Source organism: Photobacterium sp. AWH4_225, assembly GCF_056158405.1.
This window is the reverse complement of record NZ_JBSWTF010000001.1, coordinates 3,475,327-3,498,225: the sequence shown is the minus strand read 5'-3', so window position 1 is coordinate 3,498,225 and position 22,899 is coordinate 3,475,327. Positions and strand designations below refer to the sequence as shown.

Genomic DNA, 22,899 nt, shown 5'->3' with positions numbered 1-22,899 from the left:
GACGCTACAGAAAGTGCTGCGCACTTTGGTCGCGTCCGGCAGCCCGGCCCTTCGCCACTAATACTAAGCCCAAGCAGAAATACCTGGGCTTTTTTACGTTTCAGGTAAGGGGGTACTGGTTTGTGGCTATAGGCAAAACGGCTGCAGGAAGAGCCGAGATGAAACAATGGACTGGCATACGGCATTGTAAATATTGTCGTGCCAAAAAAGAAAAAGGGTAGCGAAGCTACCCTTGCCGCGAAGGCTTAAAGCCTGCGAAATGTAACAGCTATGTGCATGTTACCTTAGGACTCAACGTGTTTCCCCAGCGCTAACCAAGGCAGTGGTAAGGCTAGCGCTGAGAAAGGGGTAAGCGTTAAAGGTTGAGGAAAGCCTTCAATTGGCTGACAACCTTCTCGGCCTGTTCTTGATTCTCCATCTCAGCAAACAGCCTCAACAGAGGCTCGGTGCCTGAGAAGCGGGCGAGTGCCCAGCCACCATTCTTGAAGTAGACTTTAGCCCCATCGGCATAGCTCACATGGTCGATTTCCCATTCGAAATCAGGTAGCTCCTTGTTGATGTAGATCTTGTCATATAGGCGCTGGCGATCCCTAGGGCGGAAGGTACAGTCACCTTCTGCGGTATAGGCAAAGCCATACTTGCCATAAATCTCATCAAGCATTTCTGACAACTTTTTGCCCGTCACACTTATCATCTCGACCAGTAAGCTAGAGGCAAATACACCATCCTTACCTTTTATATGGCCACGGATTGTAAGGCCACCAGAGCTTTCACCGCCAATGAGCGAGTCATCGGCTTCCATTTGTGAACTGATGTGTTTGAAGCCGACCGGAACTTCAAAGCTTTTCTCTCCATGGTCTGCCGCAATCTTGTCTAGCAGGTGAGTAGTAGCGATGTTGCGAACCACAGAGCCTTTCCAGCCTTTATATTCAAGCAGGTAGTAATACAGCAGCATCAAGACTTCGTTCGGGTGAATGAAGTTACCTTTTTCATCAATGATGCCCAGTCGGTCTGCATCACCATCGGTACCAATACCAATATCGTAACCTTCATGGGCCACAAGGTGTTTCAGACGGTAGAGCGTTGCCGCGTTAGGTGATGGCATCAAGCCGCCAAAGGCTGGGTTTTGTCCATCGTTGATCACATCCACATCACAGCGGCCGGTGATCAAAACGGTTTGTAGGGCGTTCTTGGCAACACCGAACATTGGGTCAATCAGTACCCGCAAGTTTGCTTTCTTTATCGCATCGATATCGATGAAGTTAATGATGGAATCGACAAAGTCGTTCATCGGGTTGATCTGGGTAATGAGCTTGTCTTCAAGCGCCTGCTCGAAATCGACTGACTTGACGTCTTTGGCTGTGAGTGTCGCAACCTGTTGCTCAATTTTAGCCGTTATGACTTCGTCGGCGTCCCGGCCTCCTTCAATGAAGACCTTGATACCGTTGTAGTCGGCTGGATTATGCGAGGCTGTGATGCAGGCTGAGTATGTAGTGCCCATCTCTTTGGCTTGGAACATGACTATCGGGGTAGGAACAAACTTATTGATCAAGCTCACTCTGATACCATTTGCGGCCATTACTTCAGCGAACCAGGCGGCCGCTTTGTCTGACAGAAAGCGACGGTCATAGCCAATAACAAAACCGTTATCAGTCACTTGTTCGGCAATCATGATATTTGCCAGCCCTTGGGCTGCAAGGCGTACATTGTCTTTGGTGAACTCTTCCCCGATAAGGGCGCGCCAGCCACCGGTTCCAAATTGGATCATAATGGAACTCCTATTCTCTCGTAGATAGACGGGGCGCAAGCGGCGCCCCAAATGTGTTAACCCATCACAACCGTAACTGTGTTAGTGCTGCCTTCAGGCTGGGCAGGAATAGCTCCCTCAATCGCTTCGCCATTGAGGCTGATAGACTGAATGCCTTTGCTTACACCGTTCGGGTTTTCGACTTTGATCTGGTATGTCGCACCACGCCATTGGCGAGTGACTTCAAAGCCAGGCCAGCTGGTTGGAATACATGGATTAACCGTTAAGCCGGCAAAGCCTGTTTGGACACCCAAGATGAAATTGGTGACGGCAAAGTAAGCCCAGCCAGATGTCCCTGTCAGCCAAGGGTGATTGGCACGGCCATGATCTTGATGATCGCGTCCCATGATGAACTGAACGTACGAGTAAGGTTCGGCGATACGTTTCTCGATAATGTCATTCTGGTTGAACGGGTTCAGGGCATCGTAGAACTTCATGGCTTGATCGCCACGTCCTAGCTTGGCTTCCGCTACCCAAGCCCAAGGGTTTGGATGAGAGAAGATAGCGCCATTCTCTTTTACCCCTTGGTAAACCCGAGTAACAAAGCCAATGTCATCATTCGGTGTGGCAAATGATGGGGCGTTCAGGTGAAGGCCGTATTCGGAGAACAGGTTTTCGTCAACGGCGTCCATGGCTTGTTTACCGCGTTCTTGAGAGGCAAGACCCGATAGAACTGCAAGGGTATTGGATTCAAGGTGGATACGTCCCTCTGTTTGCTGGGCGGTACCTATCTTGTCACCGTTTTTGGTTAGGCCGCGGATATACCAGCCGCCTTCTTCATCCCATAGGTGCTGCTCACAGGCTTCGCGGACGTTGGCTGCCATTTCAGTATATTTTGCAATGTCATCGTTTTTGCCAAGATACTTCGCAAGTTCGATGAATTCCTGCAGTGCCCAGAAATGCAGGAATGAAACCATGGCAGACTCACCGCCACCGAGGTTCAGGCAGTCGTTCCAGTCAGCTCGTAAGCCTTTACAGATCCCTGTTTGACCTACATATTCGGCCGAGAAATCCAGTGCGGCTTTCATGTGCTCGTAGACGGTAGCATCGCCGCCATCAGCATATGGGATCACTTCATCAAAGAAGCTCTCCTCACCGGTTTCCGTCACATACTTACAGATGGTAGGGATCAGCCATAGGTGATCATCAGAGCAGGTATCTTCAATACCGTGGATCTTATCTTCGTCACTCGGCGTAGGAACAACAGTTGGAGATTTCGACGGTTCGACATCAGCTTTTTCCGGATCAAACCAATCAGGATCGAACAAGTGGAGACCATAGCCCGCTTTTACCTGGCCGCGAAGCAGATCAACCAAGCGCTTGCGAGTCATTGCGGCATTGGAGTGCGGAACCGAGATTGCATCTTGAGCGGTATCACGGTATCCCAAACCAGTACGGCCACCCACTTCGATAAATGAGGCGAATCGAGACCAGACCACACAAGTCTCTGCCTGGTATAGGGTCCAAGCATTGATCATTGTATCCAGCCCTTCATTTGGCGATTTGACCTGGAACTTAGCACAGCGCTCATCCCAGTGGGCTTTGATCCCGGCAAATGCGGCATCGACCTCTTCCAAGTTCTGGTACTTGGCTCGTAGACGTTCGCCATTGCCTTTGCCGATCCCTAGGATGTAAGCAAAGCGGACTTCTTCACCCGGCTGGATCGTGAATTGCTTGTGCAGTGAACCACAGTGGTTGTAACAAGTTTGGGCTGAGTTTGAACACTGGCCTTTTTCAACTGCAATCGGGTTAGCTTCATCTCGGTACAGGCCTAGGAAACTGTCGCGCTGACCATCGTAGCTATCAGGAGAGAACGTTGAGGCTAGGTAATAGAAGCCTTCGAAGTCATTGGTGTTGTAGTAGAGATCGTATTCGATCACGCCTTCTTTATATTCTGTACCGGCAGAGTATAGCGACATTTGATGGTTCTGATTGTCCGATTGGATATGACTAAATGAGAACTCTACAAATGAGAATGCACTGATAGTACGAGGTTTGTCGGATGTGTTCTTGATGACGACATCCCAGATTTCAGCATCTTCGCCTTTTGGTACAAATAGGGTTTTGGTCGCAGTGATGCCACTGTATTCACATTTGAACTTCGAGTATGACAGACCATGGCGGACTTCGTAGTTGGCTTCCTCTAGGCTTTTCGCCACTGGCTGCCAAGAGATGGACCAGTAGTCACCCGTTTCGTCATCACGCAGATAGACATAGTGGCCCGGACGATCAAATGTCGCATTCGGGCGGAATTTAGTGACTCGGTTGTACTCAGGCGAGTTATAAAATGAGTAGCCACCTGCGTTGTGCGAGATAACCGTACAGAACTTTTCTGTTCCCAGGTAGTTGGTCCAAGGAGCAGGCACATCAGGACGGGTGATCACATACTCTCTATTATCGTTGTCAAAAAAACCGTATTTCATGGTGTTTCAATCCTTTTATTGTAATCGTTGTCCTGCGCCTTACTCGCAGCGACGGTAATTGATGCCTACTTTGTCTAAATATGCGAACTGGCCGGCTAGGCGGGCGGTGAAATCAGGCCAGTTACGTTTCTCGGGAGCTGTCCAGCCTAATTCAGCGATGGCTAGTAAGCGGGGATAGAGCATGTACTCGAATCGGCTTTGGCTATTGATCAGTTCACACCACAGGGCGCACTGAATACCTTTGATGTGATGGCGGGCCGGATCACCGTCAGGTAGTTCAGCCAGAGGGTGATATTGGTATACCTGCTCCAGCGTAAGCTTGCCTGCCCAGTCGACGCCGGCTTCTTCTGCTGAATAGCCCTGGGCCATATCGAGGTAGGTGGCTTGCCCAGGCTGCATAACGACGTCATACCCGGCTTTGGCACACATAAGGCCGGCTTCTTCGCTTATCCAGGAGAAAATGACAGTATCTTTGCTGACTTTGTCGCCATGAGTCGCTTCTTCCCAGCCCATCATGCGCTTGCCTTTGCTGGCGAGGTGGTTTTCGACAAAGCGCAATAAGTGGCCTTGAAGTTCTTTGGGATCCTTATAGTCTTGCTCTTCCATCAATGCTTGGCATGCAGGGCTATCTGTCCATACACCTTTCGGTACTTCATCGGCACCAATATGAACATAGGGGGCAGGGAAAAGCTCACAGACTTCATCGAGAACATTGGAGATAAAGGTATAGGTCCCTTTCAGAGCCGGTGACAGAACATTGTCGTTGTAACCCTGAATGCTGCGATAAACGGAATGGTCATCCGGGTCGACAAGTAAATCGGGTAGGGATTTGATTGCCGCCCGGCAATGCCCGGGAATATCGATTTCTGGGATCACCATGATCCCTCGGTCTGCGGCATAACTGATGATGTCGCGGATATCCTGCTTGCTGTAATAGCCACCATGGCGCTGGCTGATGGCGGTAAATTGCGGTTGGATTCTTTCATTCGGGCCCCGCCAAGCCCCAATTCGCGTGAGCTCTGGGTAGCTATCAACTTCTACCCGCCAACCTTCATCATCGGTGAGATGCCAGTGGAAGACGTTGAACTTGAATCGAGCCAGCTGATCAAGCAAGAATTTGATGCGCTCTACCGGGTGGAAGTGGCGGGCACAGTCAAGCATCATACCGCGGTGCTCAAAATGCGGCGCATCACTGATTTCGACCATAGGAATACGGTAAGCCGCATCAGCACAATGATTGGGCTGAGGCGGAATGAGCTGTAATAACGAGGCTGTTGCATGGCAGAAGCCGGATACTGAGCTGGCAAGCAGCCAAATATCATCTTGTTCGACCAGTAACTTGTAAGCACCATCGGCAAGTTGCTCTTGGAGCTGGTAGTGAATATTACCTTTAGGATCCACTGCCAGCTTTTCGTGCATTTGGCTCTCAACTTCGGCCTGCAACCAACGGCTGCAACCTTCAGCAAGAGGAGTTGCTACGGAAACCGCGGTGTTTCGGCTGAATGTAAACTGCCCGGAAAGTGTCCTGATTTGTTGCGGAGCAGGGACAAGACTGATTGCGGCAGCTGGTTCCAGTTTTGTGTTATGGCGTTTGCTCTGCGGGTGATGCAAGCCGAAAGCTGTAATTTCTACAGGCTGCGGAGTGATAAATGGTGTTTGGCCATCGCTGCAGATAAAGGCATCGATGATCCCATCATCCAGCAAGGTAAAGGGTTTGGTTCCTATGGTGAACTCGGTGTAGAAGTGGCCATTAGACTGCAATGTTTCATTTCGACTAGGAGTTAGCGTGCAGTAGCTCCCCACTTGCTTCAGTTGCCCATTGGTTAAGCTGGCGTGGTTGAGCCAGCGCCCCATTGTAAAATGCAGAGACCATTGGGTAAGCGGTTTGTCCGATAGGTTGTGAATTGTCAACGCAAGCCGCGACTCATCCGGCTGCTGTTCGATGACGACAAAATCAAGACGATAACTCATAGCCACCTCATAATGGGTAAAGGTTGTGGTAACCGCGAGCCATCGCCAATGCCCCATCCATCGCATCACCCATTGGCTCGGCGACACGCTGCTGCATTGGCGGGATCAACCAAGGCTGGATCCGCTCTGCAATGCTGCCCATTAGGCAGATTTGCTCGGCTCCGCGGCTGATCAACGCTTTCATCCACATTTCTACATCTGCCGCAGTTTGGTTGAGGAGTTCGATACCGAGTGCATCCCCCCGGTAAGCTTCTGCAAAAATTGCCGGAGAGAACTGGCCATAATCGCAAGGGCGTGCTGATTTAGACCAGCTGACGATGGCATCGATATCATGCTTGAAGTGGCTCAGTACATGCTCCGCCAATGGGGTGATAGGGCGGATCCCATCATGGGCCAGCAGGGTTTGTTGGATGAGGCGAAGCCCCATGACAGCCCCGCCGCCCTGATCGGAGATCGGAAACTCGCGTCCGCCGACCACGTGCTGCTCGGTGCCCTTGAGCAAAATGCCACACGATCCTGTGCCGGCAATCAGGATGGCACCATCGTTTCCTCCCCAAGCACCAAGGCAGGCTCCGTAGGCGTCGGTATTGAGGGTGACCGCACCGAAAGGGTGTGGCTGGGCCATAAATTCATACCAGGCGGACTGCTGCTCCGCGCCGGCCAGGGCCAATCCGACTGACATCGCAGAAAAGTCGTTTTTTGTCAGTTCGGCAGCCGCTGCTGCCGTGGCGATGGCATCGATAATAGACGCCATTGCGACATTGGCGCCAAGCAAAATATTGGCACTGCCTGTTTTGGCTTCACCCAAAAAGCGCCCGTTGCTGTCTGTTATCCGAGCCCGGCAAGATGTACCGCCACCATCTACCCCGACGTAGTAGCGAATAGGATCAGTCATTGTGTCGCTCCTTAAATTGCAGCGTTACAGCCAATAAATACCAAGTAGCATGGGGGATCCATTGCTCTCCCCAGCGCCAGTTCTGGAGAATGTCTTGGTGATGCGGTGCTGGGTTGAAGGCAATGTCGTGTTCGTTATCGAATCCTGAGGTAATGCCATTGCAGACCCCGCCTCTGGCATTGAAAAAGCCGAGTTCTGGCAGGTAATCCGGGTTGTTGCGGCCGTGACCGTCAAGCATGGAAATATCGAATGGGTTTAGACCCAGCAGCCAATCGAGTAGTCTTTGGCCATAGGTTTTGAGTTGCGGGCGCAATGGTTGGCAGCTTGGATAGCTTGCCGCCATAAATGCCATGCTGGCCAGTGAGGCCAAGCGGGCGTTTTCCCCTTGCCACCAATATCCGGTTTCATTGTGGTGGGGAGTGAAAAATGCCGAGGCTTTTGGACCGTCGACTGGCTTGGTGTATTGCCGTGGATAACCAAATGGGTTGGTAACTTCGTGGGTAATATCGAGTTCGAAGGCGACCGCATTAGCGACGACATCCCCCAGCTGTTTCTGACGCTGAGGCTCTGGCTCGATAGCTAAATACTTGAGCAAGCTGATCACCGGCAAACCGGCTTCTGCAGCGTGGAAGTATGGGCGGCTGCCATCACTATTGGCCGACCAGTAACAATGCTGCTGCTCATCACTCAGTTGGCGCATGGCCAGTCTGTTTGCCCAGTTTCGGGCTTGTGCCAAGAAATCGGTATTGCTGGTGGCACGGAAAAGCTCAACAGCGGCCAGCAGGGCACAGTATTCATCGATGATGTTTTCAATACCGTCATCAAGATATTGCAGATTGTGCTCAACCAAGTGCCAGTAGCCTTGCTCCGCTGCCGCTAGATAGGTCACGTTGGCTGTTGATGGATAGCCGATGTGCTTTGCTGTTGGGCTATTCAGGATCCGGCTTGCTGCTGCCAAGGCGGCAATAGCAACCCCTGCTCCCTGGCGGAAACCCGCTTGGAAGTCGGTAGATTTGTCGCCACTTTGATGGGCGTAACTACAGATTTCACGCTGTTCGGTTTGCTTGCTCCATTTGTCGAAGACCGTGGTGTAGAAGTAGCCCTGCGGTGCCTGCATTTTGACAAGAAAATCGGCTCCATAGAGAGCTTCTTCCAGCAAGCGAACCCGGCTGAAGTCAGCAAAGGCTTCTTCGTTTGCCAGGGTTTCGAAAGCAGACAGCATATTCCACACCACCATAGGTGTTTGCTGCGGGTTGAAATAGTTGCTGAAGGATAGGTGGCTCAGGTATTTGCTGACGTCACCAGATGCGTCGTACCAGCCTCCGCTGACATCAACCTTGGTCTCGGTGCCGAGTATCGGAACCGTGCGATCGGCCAAATCAAACTTGCCGCCGCAGCGCTGGGATTTAAAGTAATGCAGGACATCGCTGAAAGTGCGAGTCATCAATAGCCCCTCGGCGATAGCAAATGGCTCCGACAAGGTGTCACCGACACGAAGGTGATATTTCCCGCACTCCTTGAGTGCGGAAAAGTCGATAGTGTAGGTGAGCCCTGTGTGCCATTGATCGACCGGACCACAGGCCTCAAGAGGCAGCTGCATGATAGGCTGTTGGCTGCGGGCACAGATAAGCTCGGCATATTGAGCGTCAATAGCTGATGCCGTTTGAACGACTGCCTGCTTGTGGCCAAATTGCTCATAGCCTAAGTGGTTGGTTAACAGCTGCATGATCCCTCCATCAATTCTCGTACAGGTAACAACGTACGAAATGGTTGTCGGAGAGCTGGGTTACTCCCGGAAGTTGCTCACGGCACTTGTCTGTCGCATGGGTACAGCGACCGGCAAATGGGCAACCTAGGCTTTCTGGTGTCCAGAGCGGGATCTCCCCTTTGTTACCCTTGAGCTTCTCGTGGATAGACTTCTTCGGATCCGGAACTGCCGAAACCAAAAGCTGGGTATAAGGGTGCTGCGGATCGTGAATGATCTCTTCGGTATCTCCCCACTCAACCATGTGACCGACATACATCACAGCCAGATCTTCAGCAATGTAACGCGCAGTGGCGATATCGTGGGTAATATAGAGAAGCGCCATCTCGCGCTCGAACTTCATCTCTTCCATCAGGTTGAGTACACCTGCACGGATCGAAACATCGAGCATCGACGTCGGCTCATCGGCCAGTACAACTTCGGCACCAACGGCAATGTTTCGCGCTAGGTTGACGCGTTGACGCTGGCCACCAGAGAGCTGATGCGGATACTTGGCTGCGGTTTCTTTAGGCGGGATCAGACCAACCTGTTCAAGCAGATCGTAGACCCTTTCTTCCAATTCTTTCTTGTTGCCTTTGCTGACTTTGTTGTGGATCAGCAGCGGGCGCGCCACATGGTGGAAAATGGTGTGGGTCGGGTTCAGCGAGCCGAACGGGTCTTGCCATACCATCTGGATACCTTGGCGGTATTGCATCAGGTCGGCTTTTTTCTCGATGGTGGCAATATCACGTCCGTAGTATTCGATATGTCCGTCTGTCGGCGCGTACATCTTGGCAATCATCTTGGCCGTGGTCGATTTACCCGAGCCGGATTCACCGACGACAGACAGGCCGCGGCTTTTGTACATTTTGAATGATACGTCGTTGATGGCACGCATCATGGATTTTTTCAGCGAGTTGCTGTTGACCGGGAAGTCCTTGACGAGGTTCTTCCCTTCAATAATTGGTTGTCCGATTGGCTTGCTCATAATGCTTCCTATTACTTAATCCTTAACTGCTCTTGTTGAATAGGTGGCAGTTACTAAAACGGCCTGGTTCCAGCTGACGAAGCTGGGTTGCATGGCTGAAGCAAGCGTCGTGGGCCTTGCTGCAGCGGGCCTGGAAGCGGCATCCAGTCGGCACTTCCAATAGGTTGAGCGGGTTGCCCGGGATCCCTGTCAGACGGGTCTTAGGCCCAGTCAACGGTGGGAAAGAGCTACCCAGCCCTTCGGTATAAGGATGGAATGGGGTTTCCAGGATCTGCTTGGACGGCGCGACCTCAACCAGTTCACCGGAATACATGATGCCGATGCGATCGGAGAACTCGACCATCAACGACAGGTCGTGGGTAATGAACAGGATAGAGAAGCCGAACTCCTCTTTCAGGGCGTAGATCTTCTGTAGGATTTCGCGCTGTACCACCACATCCAGAGCGGTAGTTGGCTCATCCATGATGATCATTTTTGGGTTCAAGGCCAGGGCAATGGCAATGACCAAGCGCTGGCGCATACCACCAGAGAACTGGTGCGGGAAATCACGCAGGCGGCTTGGATGGATATCGACGATTTCCAGCAGGCCTTCGGCACGGCGCACAGCTTGTTGGCGGGTCATTGCAGTATGGCGCATGATCACATCGCAGAACTGCTCTTCCAATGTCAGAACCGGGTTGAGGGCGTTCATCGCACTCTGGAAGACCATGGAGATCTCGCTCCAGCGGAATGCTGACATTTGCATGTCATTGAATTTCAGGATGTCTCCGTGGCCGTCGAAGATAACCTCGCCACCAGTAATAAACGCAGGCGGCTTGTGCAGGCGCATCAGCGAGAAGGCTACGGTGGATTTACCACAGCCTGATTCGCCCGCCAGACCAAAGATTTCGCCTTTGCCAATATCGAAGCTGACGTTGTTTACCGCACGCACATCACCGGCATCGGTAATGTAGTCAACGCACAGGTTGCGGATAGAAATTTGTGGATCATTCATTATTTCTCTCCCCCTTCAAGGGCTGGCTGAGGCGCGATGTTTGCCTTAGCTTGTTTCTGGTTTTCTTTTGCCATGTTCTGCCAGCGGCGCATGCCTTTGTGCGAACGTAGTTGCGGGTTGGCGATTTCATCGACGGCAAAGTTCAGCATTGCCAGGCCAATTGCTATGAATGTCAGGGCGAGACAAGGTGCTAATAGTTCCCACCAAGCGCCAACCAGCATGGATGATGAGGTTTGAACGTTGTAAAGCATGATGCCCCAGCTGATGGAGTTCGGGTCGCCCAGGCCAAGGAAGGACAGGGTGGCTTCCATCATGATGGCCAGCATGACTGAGCCAATGAAACTTGCACCGACAATCGAAATCAGGTTTGGAAGGATCTCGACAAAGATAATACGGGTAGATGATTCGCCTAATACTTCAGCTGCCTTGACGAACTCTTTCTCACGTAAGGAGAGGGTTTGCGCCCTGACTACACGGGCACCCCATGCCCAGGATGTCATCCCGATCACTATCGCGATCGTCAGTGGGCCGGCCTGGCCGATAAAGGCGGCAATCACGAACAACAGCGGTAGCTGGGGGATCACCAACATGATGTTCATGGCTGCCGACAGGATGTCGTCGACCCGGCCGCCGAAGTAACCGGCAGAAACACCGATAACGGTTGCCAGGAAACACACCATGATACCGGCACCGAAACCGACTGCGAGTGAGGTACGGGCACCGTAGACAACCTGAGACCAAACATCACGGCCCATGCGGGTGGTGCCTAGGACATGGTCAGCATCTTTAGATAGACGTAAAGTACGCTTGCTGTCCGCCAGATTGGTTGATACCCAACCGTCAGGGTTATTTTGCGCAGCTTTTACCACAAAAGCAGGGTACTCGTGCGGGCTACCTGTACGTTTATCGGGTGCATATTTGGTAATCACCGGAGCAAATAGCGCCCCAAAAATAAAGATAGCGATGATGGTGAGGCCAAACATAGCCTTGGCATTACTGGAAAGTAGTTTGATTAGTCCTTTCATGATTATTTGCCTCCCTTACGTAGGCGAGGATCCAGAGCAACAATTAGAAGGTCGGCCAAGAAGTTGAAGAACAGCATGAACATAGTCATGATCAATAGCTGACCTTGCAGTACTTGGTAGTCTCGGGTGTTAATGGCATTGAGCAGGACAGTGCCAAGACCCGGGTAGTTGAAAATCATCTCGATGATTAGCTGGCCACCGATAGCCATACCAATTGCCATCGACAGGGCGGTGACACTCGGCAGCATGGCGTTACGGGCGGCATATTTGAAAACGACGCGGTTCTCGCTCAGGCCCTTACCCTTGGCCATGGTGATGTAGTCTTCGTTCAGCAGGTTGATCATGTTGTTACGCATATTGATCAGGAAGCCGCCGATTTGGATGATGGTGGCACAGAACAAAGGCAGTACTGCGTGGTAACCGACATCTAGGTAAAAGTCTAGGCTCGTCCAGTCCGGCGTAGTTCCCGGGGTATAGGCGTATGTTGAAGGGAACCATTTCGTTCCGATAGCAAAGGTGTAAAGGACCAACATGGCGACCACAACTGGCGGTACTGCCTGTATGACCAGCATCCCCGGAGAGATGAAGGCGTCGTATTTACTCCCGCGTTTCCAGGCGGCAAAAATACCCAGGGTAGAACCCATGCAGAAAGCCAAGATAACAGCGGTACCGGCAAGAAATAGTGACCAACCAACAGCATTGCCCAGTACGTCGTTAACGGTTTGTGGGTAAGTTTGGATTGAGATCCCTAAATCCCACGACAGGATACCTTTGAGGTAGATAAAGTATTGCTGATACATTGGGCCGTCTACAAAGCCCAGCAGCTCTTTCATTGCTGCGATACGTTCTGGGGTCACCTGTACTGCGGCATTGGCAAACATCATGGTGACCGGATCACCCGGCATCGCCCGGGGAATTATAAAATTGAGGGTTATTGCGAACAGGAGCGCAATAAAGTAAAAGCTAAGTCTGCGTAGAAAGAATCCCATAACTCACACCTTAAAATATCCAGCTTCTCCAACCAGATTTCAGACACACTCTTCCCTGACCACTGGCCATAGTTATTTCTAAGGGGGAAGGTTGAAGGGGCGGTGCGCAAGGTGCGCACCGCAAATTACGACAATTACGATTTAGGTTTTAGATCAAGTACTTGAAGTAGACGCTCTTGCGTGTTGGTGATAGGCATCGGACGTCCTTTCGGATTCTTCTCGTTCCACCAACCAGTAAAGCGTGCTGTGTTGTACTGAGATGTGTAAGCACCTGACATTACAGGGATTGTTACTTGGTTCTCTGCAATGATCTCCTGGATAGCATGTGCCATTTTAACCTGCTCGTCGCGGTCAGCTGTCTTGTAGAAGCCCGCTAGTAGGTTATCCAGCTTCTCGCTCTTCCAGTAGTGCAGGGCGAAACGAGGCATACCTTCGTTAGCCTGGAAGCGTGAGTGGTAAGCACTATCCCAGTATGTGTAAGGATCTGCACCGTGGAAGTAGTTGGTGTAAGCTACATCGTAAGTGGCATCCAGCATAGCCTGGTTGTATACCGAGAAATCAGGTGTGCTAGCTTTCGCCTTGATACCCACTTCCTGTAGCATTTCAACGCTTAGCTGAACGGTGTTGTTGAAGTCAGTCCAACCGTTTGGCGATTGGATAGAAAGCTCAATCTTCTTACCCGTAGGTGTTTCAACGAAGCCGTCGCCGTTGGTGTCTTTAAAGCCGGCTTTTTTCAGTAGCGCTTTAGCATTGGCAACATTGTAAGTCATGTATGGCTTGTACTTCTCGTGTACAGCTTCATCTGACCAAGATTCAAATGCCTGGCCTAGACCTGATGCATAGTCGTTCACTACACCGCCGCCATAGAAAGCGATATCGATGATAGTTTCACGGTCGATAGCCATAGAGAAGGCACGACGGAAATCAATGTTGTTGATTGCTTCGTGGTTACCTTTGTTCGGTGTTTTGTAGTTCAGCATGAATGCTTGCGTACCACCTGCAGGGTACCAGTACTTGTTGTCTGGGCTTGCTGCTGCGTATGTGCTGTCAACATCTGGGATGAAGGCGTATGTCCAGTCAAACTGGCCACTCAGTACCTGACCTAGGAACTGGTCGTTGCCACCTACCTGAGGAAGGCGCAGACAGTCAACGTCTAGGTTGGCGTTATCCCAGTAGTTAGGGTTACGGCACTGGGTGTACAGCTGAGGGGTAAAGGTATCAATCTCAGTGAAAGGACCCGTACCGACAGGGTTTTCGTTAGTGAAGCGAGTTGGATCCTCAACTTTACTCCAAACGTGCTCAGGCACAACGGCAACTTTAGAGATCAAGTAAGGAACATTCGAGTTCGCTTCTGTCAGGCTAAAGGTAACTTTGTCGCCTTTCGCTTTCACACCTTTAAGGCGAGCATTGATACCAGTACGATCAAGCTCTGGGTGTTTTTTCAGCAACTCGAAAGTAAATGCCACATCTTTGGCAGAGAACGTCTTACCGTCTGACCATTTTACGCCATCACGGATCTCGAAGGTCACTTCCATCAGGTCATCTGACATGTAGTAGTCTTTTGCAAGACGCATGACCGGCTCGTTACCCTTAAGCTCGTTGAATACGACCAATGGCTCGAAAATGAAGTCATAGGTTGTATCTAGCTGAGTCTGTAGGTAAGGGTTAAAGTTACGTACAAAAGTTGGATAGAACTTAGGAACCATAGTTAGCTCGCTGCGTTCTGCAGCCGACGCCACTGGGGCGGTTAACATAGTTGAAGCTGCTGCTACAACGGCTAGCGCTAACTGGTTTTTCTTTATATTGGCAAGCATAGCTGTTCCTTACTCTTTGCTTTTAGTTTCACTTATGGAAAAAGCCCCGTCTTCACGGGGAGGAAGAACCTACTTTGTTCAAGCTGAGTAACGCACTCGAACAAATGGCCTTGTAGGCTCTGTGTGCCTTAAGGAAACTCCTGATTGGCAAAACGGTCAATCAGGCTGCCCGTCAAAAACGTTAAATTCGTTTATCACTCCGTAAAAAACGTTAATAACGGACTGTGATCCAGCGCTTGCTTGAGTGGTGAGTGTGCTTTAGGTCGCAATTATTATTTCGCTGTTTCATACTGATAAATTTCGCACTTATTTTTAAGTCGTTTAAATTCATGGGCTTAAGCTCTGCTCTGTGTAGGGTTAATGTAACGGGATGAATCATGCCGCTTATTTCCCTGCGGAAAATTTATCAGTGCAGTTTGTTGTGATTACCTTCTCATAAACCGAAACTTTTTGCTGTGAGGGTGGGGTAAGGTGGGAAATAGAGTCGTATCTGGGGGATTTTTCGCCACTGATTTTGCCTGTGTCAGGGCGTTTTTTGCGGTTTGTGAGGGATAATTCGAGGTAAAAAAAAGCCTGCACAGAGCAGGCTTAGAGTGGATAAAGAGCTCTGGTTATTATTGGTTGACGATATCCTGCAGTTGCTCTTTCATCGTCACTAGCTCGTTATGTGTCGGGGTGTTTTGAGGGCTACGCTCAAGGACAAAGTCGATGGTACTGAGTACCGTTCGCCAGCGTGGTGTCTTCGGTAGGGTCTCCAGGTGCAGGTACTTGTCCAGCGTACGTGTCTGCAGGGTGCTGCGGTCGAGATAGACCCGCCACAACCCGCTCTCCTCGGCTAGCTCGAACTTGGTCTTCTGGGTGGAGTCCTCCCATTGCTTCAGTGTGGTCTTCATTATCTCTACAAGCAGTTCGCGCAAAGTGTCATTTTTGCTCTTGCCATTACCCTCCAGCTTGTCGGCTATGGAGCAGAACTCGTCCCCCAAGTGGCGCAGCTTCTGCAGGTTGTCCTTATTTCGGTTGAAAGCAAAGCCTGAGAGCACTTCGACGGCATTTTCCAGCACCTCTATTCGGTGGCTGCTGGTCTGCCCCTGGTTGTCGAAGATAAACATCCGCTGTAACCCTGACTCCTCTGGGAGGTTGATGACATCGGTTTCCAATGATGTCAGGCTGTCACCGATCTTGAACATCAAACTGCCATGGAAGTGGTGGCTTAGACTGATGTCCTGCGGCAAATGTGTGGCCAGAATATCTTCGATATGGTGGCGCTCTACTTGCTCCGGCGAGCGGTTGAAGAGTTTGCCGGCAGCGGCATTGGCATAGCGTATACGACCACCACTTTGGACGCAGAGGATTGCCTCGTTGGACGACTCGAGTAAGCCCAGCAAGCGATTTTGCGTCTCCAGTAGGCTATTTTCAACCTGCTCCCTGCGTTCAATCTCTTCAGTAAGGCGTTGATTTTCTCTAAGCTGGCGCTCTGTTTGCCCGGCTTTGAGGTGAGCGCCGATACGGGCGGTGAGCTCTTCTTTGTTAAATGGCTTGGTGAGGTAATCATTGGCGCCAGATTCAAAACCACGGATCCTATCCTGCACCTGGCCGAGGGCCGAGAGCATGATGATCGGGAGCTCGAGCATATTATAATCTTGACGCAGCTTCTCACAGACCTCATAGCCGGACATTTCCGGCATCATGATATCTAGCAGCATCAGGGCTGGCTGGTGGCTTTCAACCAGTTTCAGCGCCTGCGGCCCGCTTTCAGCTGTGATCACCCGGTATCCCTCGAGGCGAAGGAAGTTATTGAGAACCTGAAGGTTGACGGGTTCATCGTCGACAATCAGCAGCAGTTCGCCATCGGGGTTTTCCTCGATATGCTCTAGCTCGCAAGCTTGGGCTTCCGGTGACGGGATCTGGAAGTGGCCGCTGCGGCTTGAGATCTCGCTGTTGGCAATATCAGCCTCCGAAGCGAGATTCAGCGTGAAGCTGAAGGTCGTGCCTATCATCGGCTGGCTGCTGACGTACAGGCGCCCTCCCATCAGTTCAATGAGCTGGCGGCTGATCGACAGGCCGAGTCCTGAGCCTTGGCGGTAGTTGGCTGATTGGGTATTGGCCTGGATCAAGGGCTCGAAGATATGCTCGAGCTGCTCTGCCGGGATCCCTTGCCCGGTATCGACCACCTGAATCCGAAGCTGCGATTCCAGTATGGTCGCCGAAAGGATGATCTTACCTTCGGAGGTGTACTTAATAGCGTTTCCGACCAAGTTATAGAGAACCTGCTCCAGTCGCTGCTCGTCCCCTTGTACCAGCGGTAAGTCGTTGGGGATCTGGTTGATAATGCGAACCGGTTTGCTGCCAAGTAGATGGCTGGATAGCTCCAACACCAATCTGGCGGCAGAGGAGACATCGACCGCGTGCTGCTGGATATCGAGATCGCCATAGCGCATCTTGTGGTAGTCAAGCAGGTCATCGACCAGATTGGTCAGGCGCTGGCCGCTGTTGATCATGATTTCAAGCTGGCGGCGCTGAGAATGCTGGACGGGACCGTTGGCGCCTGCCAGCAGTGACTCGGCAATACCGACCATACCATGCAAAGGCGTTCGTAGCTCATGGGAAGTGGTTGCCAGGAACTCATCCTTGAGCTTGTCAGCAGTTTGTAGCTCCTTGTTTTTCTGCTGGATGATCTGGAGGTTTTGCTCCAGCTCATTGTTTTGCTCGCGGATCAGGGTCATTTTCTCCCTGACCGAGGCCTGCATCCTGGCAAAGCTAACAGCCAGGCGGCCTATTTCATCACAGCGATCCGTCCCTTCAATTTTCTGATCCATATCGCCGGCGGAGACCTGCTCTGCAGCCCAGGTCAGGCGAAGCAGAGGGGCAGTAATGGAGTTTGACAGCCAATGCGAGGCGATAATGACCAATACGATGGCCGTTAGCATGGCAACGAAGAAAATCACTTCTAGCTGGCGGATCCGGGCAAAAGCTTCCTCTTCAGGCAGTTCGACCACCAAAGCCCAGGGGCTATCCATGATATTGAGTGGGGAAAAGGCGCTGAGAACCGGGACGCCATTGAAGTTGGCAAAGCTACCCACGCCGCTGTCTCCTTCCAGCGCCCGGTTGATACTGTTACTGGAAAATGAGGCGGGATCTCCGCTCGCGGTTGGTAATCTAGAACGGTGATCCTGGCCGACCAGCAAGGTCTGGACGGAGTAGGAGTTATTGCCAGTGTCACTCAGGAAGTCACGGATAGATTGATTGCTCAGCTTGAAGAACACGTAGCTGTGCAAATAGCCTTGCTGGATGATAGGGGCAGCAAACCAGGCCGCGAGATCGGCTTCGCCCTGAGACGGACTGAAATCGGTGAAGGCAACCGGGACTTGGTCGGTCGCACTTTCTGATTGTTCGGTTTTTTTCTGGATAGATGAGAATGTCTGGCTTAATGCCGGGTACGCTTGCGCCGACTGGGGCAAGTTAATACCAAAAATCCCCGGGCTGTTGGCTGCATAGACGATGTTGCCGTTGATATCGACCAGCAAGATGTCACTGAACGAAGAGCGTTTAAGGTACTCTTCATAGGCCCAGTTATAACGCTTATACATCAACCGGTAGCGCTCATGGCCGACATAGTTGCCGGTGTCTTGCTCGTTGAGAGATTTATTGGTCAATGTTTCCGTGTAGTAGCGGCCTCTACCTGTCTTGTGCAGTACATCGGAAATATCGCCCAGCTGATGGTAGGCGCCGACTAAGCCATAGAAACGGCCACCGCTGGCATTGGCCAGTTCGGAACGGGCAAAGCTCTGTACCTCCGATTCCCGGCCGGCAAAGAAGTTGTTGAGCTGTTTTTTCTTGTTGTCGAGTAGGGACGCAAGATGGTTGGTGCTCTGTTCAGCCAGATCTTTGGTATGGGAGTTGAGGAAAAATAGGGCCGATAGTATCAGTGGGGTAATACTCAATACTAAAAAAGCCAGCATTAAAGTGTGCTGGAGACGCTTTAAACGGGTAGTCTGCTGCATTCCGGTGCCTGAAAATACCTGTGGGACAAAGCTACGTTGGTGGTAACGCCTTGATGTTATTGATATAGGTGTTGATTGCTTCCGTAAAATTGACGAAATTAACGGTTCAATCGTGCGGAAAAATCACCATAACCACCAGTTATACTGTGTTTTTTCGTGGAATCAAGAAAGTGGAAGCGGAAGCGTGTGCCGACACACAGATTTGACGTTTTTGCCGTCAATTATGGAGATGAAATTGCCCAGAATGTGCAGGTTTGTATGAAAAGTTGGGCTGAGGCCGGGTGTTACCCAGCCTTAATAAGTCATTTTTTTGCAGTGTAAATACTAAATTTATTGTTCTTGGCTGTGGTCTCGCAGTTGCCCAGGCTTTCCTCGATAAGCGGTGGATAACGTAAGAAGCTGTTAGCAACAATGATCAGTTGGCCTTCATTGTTCAGGTACTGCGGCGCCTTGGCAATAAAGTCTTCCGTCGCGGCATAGAAGGTTTTCAGTCCGGCATGGAATGGCGGATTGCTGATCAGGTAGTCGTATGGGCCTTTCAGTGACGCATAGACATCAGTGGCTGTAAAGGTTGCTTCCAGTTGGTTTTCCCGGAAAGTCTCTTCGGCAGATGCGATGGCCAAGGCGCTGATATCACACAGTTCCAACTCAATGGATGGGTTGTTGGTTTTCATTACCGCACCAATGACACCGGCCCCACAGCCAAAGTCCAGTACGCGGCCTTTCAGTGAAGGCAGGGTTTCCAGCAGCAGTTTCGAACCTTGGTCGAACTCACCGTGGCTGAAGACGCCCGGCAGAGAGCGGATCGTCAACTCGGTACCTGCGATGCTAAGTGGGTAGCTGCGGAACCAGTCATTGATATCGAAAGCCGGAGCCTGGGTATCGCAGCGGCCCCAGAAGAAGCTGCAGCGACGGGCCGAATCGTACTTGGTAAGCTTGCCATAAGGGGCGAACATTTTCTCGGCACTACGCACACCGCTCCGGTTTTCACCCACGACACAGATTTCGGTTTCCGGACCAAACTTGGCCAGCAGCATCGCCAACAGGTACTCGGCTTCGGCTTTGGCTTTCGGCCAATACAGCAGAATCATATCGATATCGGCTTCATCACTGAACTCAGCGCCAAAGGTTGTATGGATATTGCTAAAGGCAGCCATACGGCGGGCATAGCCGAAATTGGTGGTAAAGATCGTTACTGATGCAGCGGTCTGTGATAGCTCATTTGGAAAACTGTCATCGAGCTCACCGGCCACCAGGACTTTGCGGTTTTCGAAAAACTCTAGTTGACGGGCAGCAACCTGACTAGCAGCACTGTATGACATAACGACCTCAAGAATGGATGAAAGCTGTGTTGGGGCGCGAATTGTTCCACAAAAATGCGGATAAGAAAAGCCGGGCTGGGGCAGAGCCCCAGCCTAACTGATTAATGATGGTCTTGGTGCTGGAGGAAGTCCTGGAATTCGGCTTCGTAGAGCTTGAACAGTACCAAGGTGACGGCGAAGATAATCGGGCCGTAAATCAGGCCGATCAATCCAAACACATGCAGGCCTCCAATGATGGAGAAGAAAATCAGCAGCGTGCTCATGCCAGAGCTACCCTGCATCAGCAGTGGGCGCAGGAAGTTATCGATAGAGCCGACCACAATCGCTCCCCAGCCAGCCAAGAACAGTGCCCATTCCCATTTGCCTATCAGTAGCAGGTAAATACTCGCAGGTAGCCAGATCAGCGCGGTGCCGACCACCGGGATCAGCGAGGCAAAAGCCATCATTGAGCCCCAGAACAAGCCCTGGAAACCGGCCATCCACATGGCAAAACCACCGGCAAAACCTTGGGCAAGCGCGGTGAGGAAAGAGCCGAGTACCGCAGACTTGGCGACTTGCTCGACTTCATTGAGGACGGCATCTTCCTGGCTGCGAGAGAGTGGCAGCACATGGCGGATGGTCTGGACGATCTTGTCATGGTCGCGCAGTAGGAAGAACAACACGAACAGCATCAGCATGAAGTTGATGAGGAAGTTGGTGGCATCTCCCAGCAATCGGGCACTGACATTCAGTAGCTGTGCACCGAACTTCGAAGAGGCCGATGCCACTTTCTGCACCATGACCTGGGTATCGACCGGCTCGAACGGTGAATATTTTTCGATAAGCGATAGGAGTTTGACCACATAAGGGTGGGCCAGCACCTCTTGTACCCCACCGGAGGTTAGCCAGGTGTAGCTCTCCCTGGAAAAGGTAGTGCCCTGATGAATGATTGAGCTAAACACCACCAGCATCGGGATCACGATGATGAAGGTCAGTAGGGTGCAGGACAGTACCGATGACAGGTTAGGCGAGCGAGGCATCAACCTGTCCAGCTTTAAATGCAGCGGGTAATAGAGCAGTGATATGATAAACGCCATCACGATAGGGCCGATATACGGCTCAATCAATGTGTAACTGGCGTAGGCGGCCAGCGCCAAAGCGGCAATAAGCATCCAGTGGCGAGACTCTACTTTGAATGGTTTGGGCACTGTGCATCCCTTCTCGATAGTTTTAATGAGGCTAATGTTGCTGTCTGGTATTATGATTGCACCACATTGCTTACGAGGCAATCGATAATATCTGTCTGATTTTCCAGCGAGGAGGTATGACGATGGGGTGTTGTGACTGCGGTTGTGAGACCAAGAAAAAAAGGCGGGTTCCGCTGGCGGTTTTGGTCTTGGCTGCACTGGTTGTTTTGGCACTTGTCTTCTGGCAGTGATGCGTAGATTCTAAATATAGACAGTCCCAAAACTAACAAGCCGCTCAGTGAGCGGCTTGTGTCTATCGGCTTTTCAAAACGAATAGGGTGACGTTAGCACCGTATTATGCGGCAGCTTCTTCTGCCAGGGTCTTGAAGGCATACTCTGCCGCACCCAACGTGGCTTCAATTTCCTTATCGCCATGGGCTAGCGAAGTGAAACAAGCTTCGAAAGCAGAAGGTGCCAGGTAAACGCCTTTTTCCAGCATCAGGTTGAAGAAACGCTTGAAGCGCTCGATATCGCATTTGGCAACATCGTCGTAGCAGTTGACAGCTTCCTGATCGGTAAAGAAGAAACCGAACATTGCACCTACCTGGTTGGTTTTCAGTGGAACGCCGTACTTATCAGCCAGAGACTGGAAGCCTTCAGCCAGTCGCTGAGTAGTGCTGGCAAGCTGCTGCTCATGACCTTCTTTGGTCAATACGCTTAGGCAAGCATGGCCGGCTGCCATGGCGACAGGGTTGCCCGATAGGGTGCCCGCCTGGTAAACAGGGCCGGTTGGCGCCACATATTCCATCACTTCACGACGGCCACCGAAAGCACCAACTGGCATACCGCCACCGATCACTTTACCCAGCGTAGTCAGATCTGGCTTGATGTTGTAGTAACCCTGAGCACCGCCGTGGGACACACGGAAGCCAGTCATCACTTCATCGAGGATCAACAGGGCACCAAACTCGTCACAAATCTCACGCAGACCTTCAAGGAAGCCCGGTACCGGTGGAATACAGTTCATGTTGCCGGCTACTGGCTCGACAATGATACAAGCGATCTGCTCTGGGTGTTCGGCAAAGGCTTCGCGAACAGAGTCTAGGTTGTTGAAAGTGCAAGTTAGCGTATGCTTGGCAAAGTCAGCTGGTACGCCCGGAGAGCTTGGCTGGCCAAGGGTAAGGGCGCCGGATCCCGCTTTCACCAACAGGCAATCGGCATGGCCGTGGTAGCAGCCTTCGAACTTGATGATCTTGTCACGGTTGGTGAAACCACGAGCCAGGCGGATAGCACTCATGGTCGCTTCGGTACCCGAGCTCACCATACGAACCATTTCCATCGACGGTACCAGCTGGGACACCATTTCAGCCATGATGATTTCCATCTCTGTTGGTGCGCCAAAGCTCAGGCCCTGCTGGGCAGCTTTGATCACGGCATCACGGATAGCGACATGGTTGTGACCAAGGATCATCGGACCCCACGAGCCAACATAGTCAATATAGGCTTTGCCATCGGCATCGAAGATGTAGGCGCCGTCTGCGCGCTCGATAAATAGCGGGCTGCCGCCTACGCCTGCAAAGGCACGGACTGGTGAGTTAACGCCACCAGGGATCGTCTGTTGCGCTTTGGCAAATAAATCAGCTGACTTGCTCATTGTGATGTCCTGTTATTGAAGATTGTCCGATTTGAACTGTCGGCATTGTACCTAGGCTAATGGGGGCTTTCAATTGGGGGCGACGGGAACTATGGGCCGGCGCAAA

Annotated in this window: 14 protein-coding genes; all 14 read right to left on the bottom strand. The window is 51.6% G+C overall.

Features of this window, described 5'->3' with window-relative positions; genetic code table 11:
* Nucleotides 1–355: 355 nt before the first annotated feature.
* On the bottom strand, nucleotides 356–1,768 hold the full coding sequence (locus ACXAD4_RS16175) for a phosphoglucomutase/phosphomannomutase family protein (RefSeq protein ID WP_475242668.1): 1,413 nt from the start codon (nucleotides 1,766–1,768) through the stop codon (nucleotides 356–358).
* Between the two features lie 56 nt (nucleotides 1,769–1,824).
* Nucleotides 1,825–4,230, bottom strand: a complete 2,406-nt coding sequence (locus ACXAD4_RS16170; RefSeq protein WP_475242667.1) for a glycoside hydrolase family 94 protein — start codon at nucleotides 4,228–4,230, stop codon at nucleotides 1,825–1,827.
* A gap of 39 nt (nucleotides 4,231–4,269) precedes the next feature.
* On the bottom strand, nucleotides 4,270–6,201 hold the full coding sequence (locus ACXAD4_RS16165) for a beta-N-acetylhexosaminidase (RefSeq protein ID WP_475242666.1): 1,932 nt from the start codon (nucleotides 6,199–6,201) through the stop codon (nucleotides 4,270–4,272).
* A gap of 7 nt (nucleotides 6,202–6,208) precedes the next feature.
* A complete protein-coding gene (locus ACXAD4_RS16160; protein WP_475242664.1) occupies nucleotides 6,209–7,096 on the bottom strand; it encodes a glucosamine kinase nucleotide-binding domain-containing protein in 888 nt (295 codons plus the stop codon).
* Nucleotides 7,089–8,822 carry a glycoside hydrolase family 9 protein gene (locus ACXAD4_RS16155; protein WP_475242663.1) on the bottom strand — a complete coding sequence of 578 codons (1,734 nt, stop codon included), beginning with the start codon at nucleotides 8,820–8,822 and terminating at the stop codon, nucleotides 7,089–7,091. Before ACXAD4_RS16155 ends, ACXAD4_RS16160 begins: the two co-directional genes overlap by 8 nt.
* Nucleotides 8,823–8,832: 10 nt before the next feature.
* The gene (locus ACXAD4_RS16150) at nucleotides 8,833–9,828 is read right to left on the bottom strand and encodes an ABC transporter ATP-binding protein (RefSeq protein ID WP_475242661.1); all 996 of its coding nucleotides are present in this window, start codon (nucleotides 9,826–9,828) and stop codon (nucleotides 8,833–8,835) included.
* Nucleotides 9,829–9,850: 22 nt separating this feature from the next.
* A complete protein-coding gene (locus tag ACXAD4_RS16145) occupies nucleotides 9,851–10,822 on the bottom strand; it encodes an ABC transporter ATP-binding protein (RefSeq protein WP_475242660.1) in 972 nt (323 codons plus the stop codon).
* Entirely contained in the window at nucleotides 10,822–11,847 is a 1,026-nt protein-coding gene (locus ACXAD4_RS16140; RefSeq protein ID WP_475242658.1) for an ABC transporter permease, read from the bottom strand. Before ACXAD4_RS16140 ends, ACXAD4_RS16145 begins: the two co-directional genes overlap by 1 nt.
* A gap of 2 nt (nucleotides 11,848–11,849) precedes the next feature.
* Complete coding sequence (locus ACXAD4_RS16135) at nucleotides 11,850–12,836, bottom strand: ABC transporter permease (protein ID WP_475242657.1); 987 nt, start codon at nucleotides 12,834–12,836, stop codon at nucleotides 11,850–11,852.
* A gap of 134 nt (nucleotides 12,837–12,970) precedes the next feature.
* Nucleotides 12,971–14,650 (bottom strand): ABC transporter substrate-binding protein, encoded by a 1,680-nt coding sequence (locus ACXAD4_RS16130; protein WP_475242655.1) that lies wholly within the window; start codon nucleotides 14,648–14,650, stop codon nucleotides 12,971–12,973.
* A 614-nt stretch (nucleotides 14,651–15,264) separates the two neighbouring features.
* Nucleotides 15,265–18,651, bottom strand: coding sequence for a response regulator (locus tag ACXAD4_RS16125; RefSeq protein ID WP_475242654.1), 3,387 nt, complete (start codon nucleotides 18,649–18,651; stop codon nucleotides 15,265–15,267).
* 302 nt (nucleotides 18,652–18,953) lie between these two features.
* Nucleotides 18,954–19,973, bottom strand: a complete 1,020-nt coding sequence (gene rsmC / locus ACXAD4_RS16120) for a 16S rRNA (guanine(1207)-N(2))-methyltransferase RsmC (RefSeq protein WP_475242653.1) — start codon at nucleotides 19,971–19,973, stop codon at nucleotides 18,954–18,956.
* Nucleotides 19,974–20,074: 101 nt separating this feature from the next.
* Nucleotides 20,075–21,160 (bottom strand): AI-2E family transporter, encoded by a 1,086-nt coding sequence (locus ACXAD4_RS16115; RefSeq protein ID WP_475242652.1) that lies wholly within the window; start codon nucleotides 21,158–21,160, stop codon nucleotides 20,075–20,077.
* A gap of 334 nt (nucleotides 21,161–21,494) precedes the next feature.
* Nucleotides 21,495–22,793, bottom strand: coding sequence for a glutamate-1-semialdehyde 2,1-aminomutase (gene hemL / locus ACXAD4_RS16110; protein ID WP_475242651.1), 1,299 nt, complete (start codon nucleotides 22,791–22,793; stop codon nucleotides 21,495–21,497).
* Nucleotides 22,794–22,899: the final 106 nt, after the last annotated feature.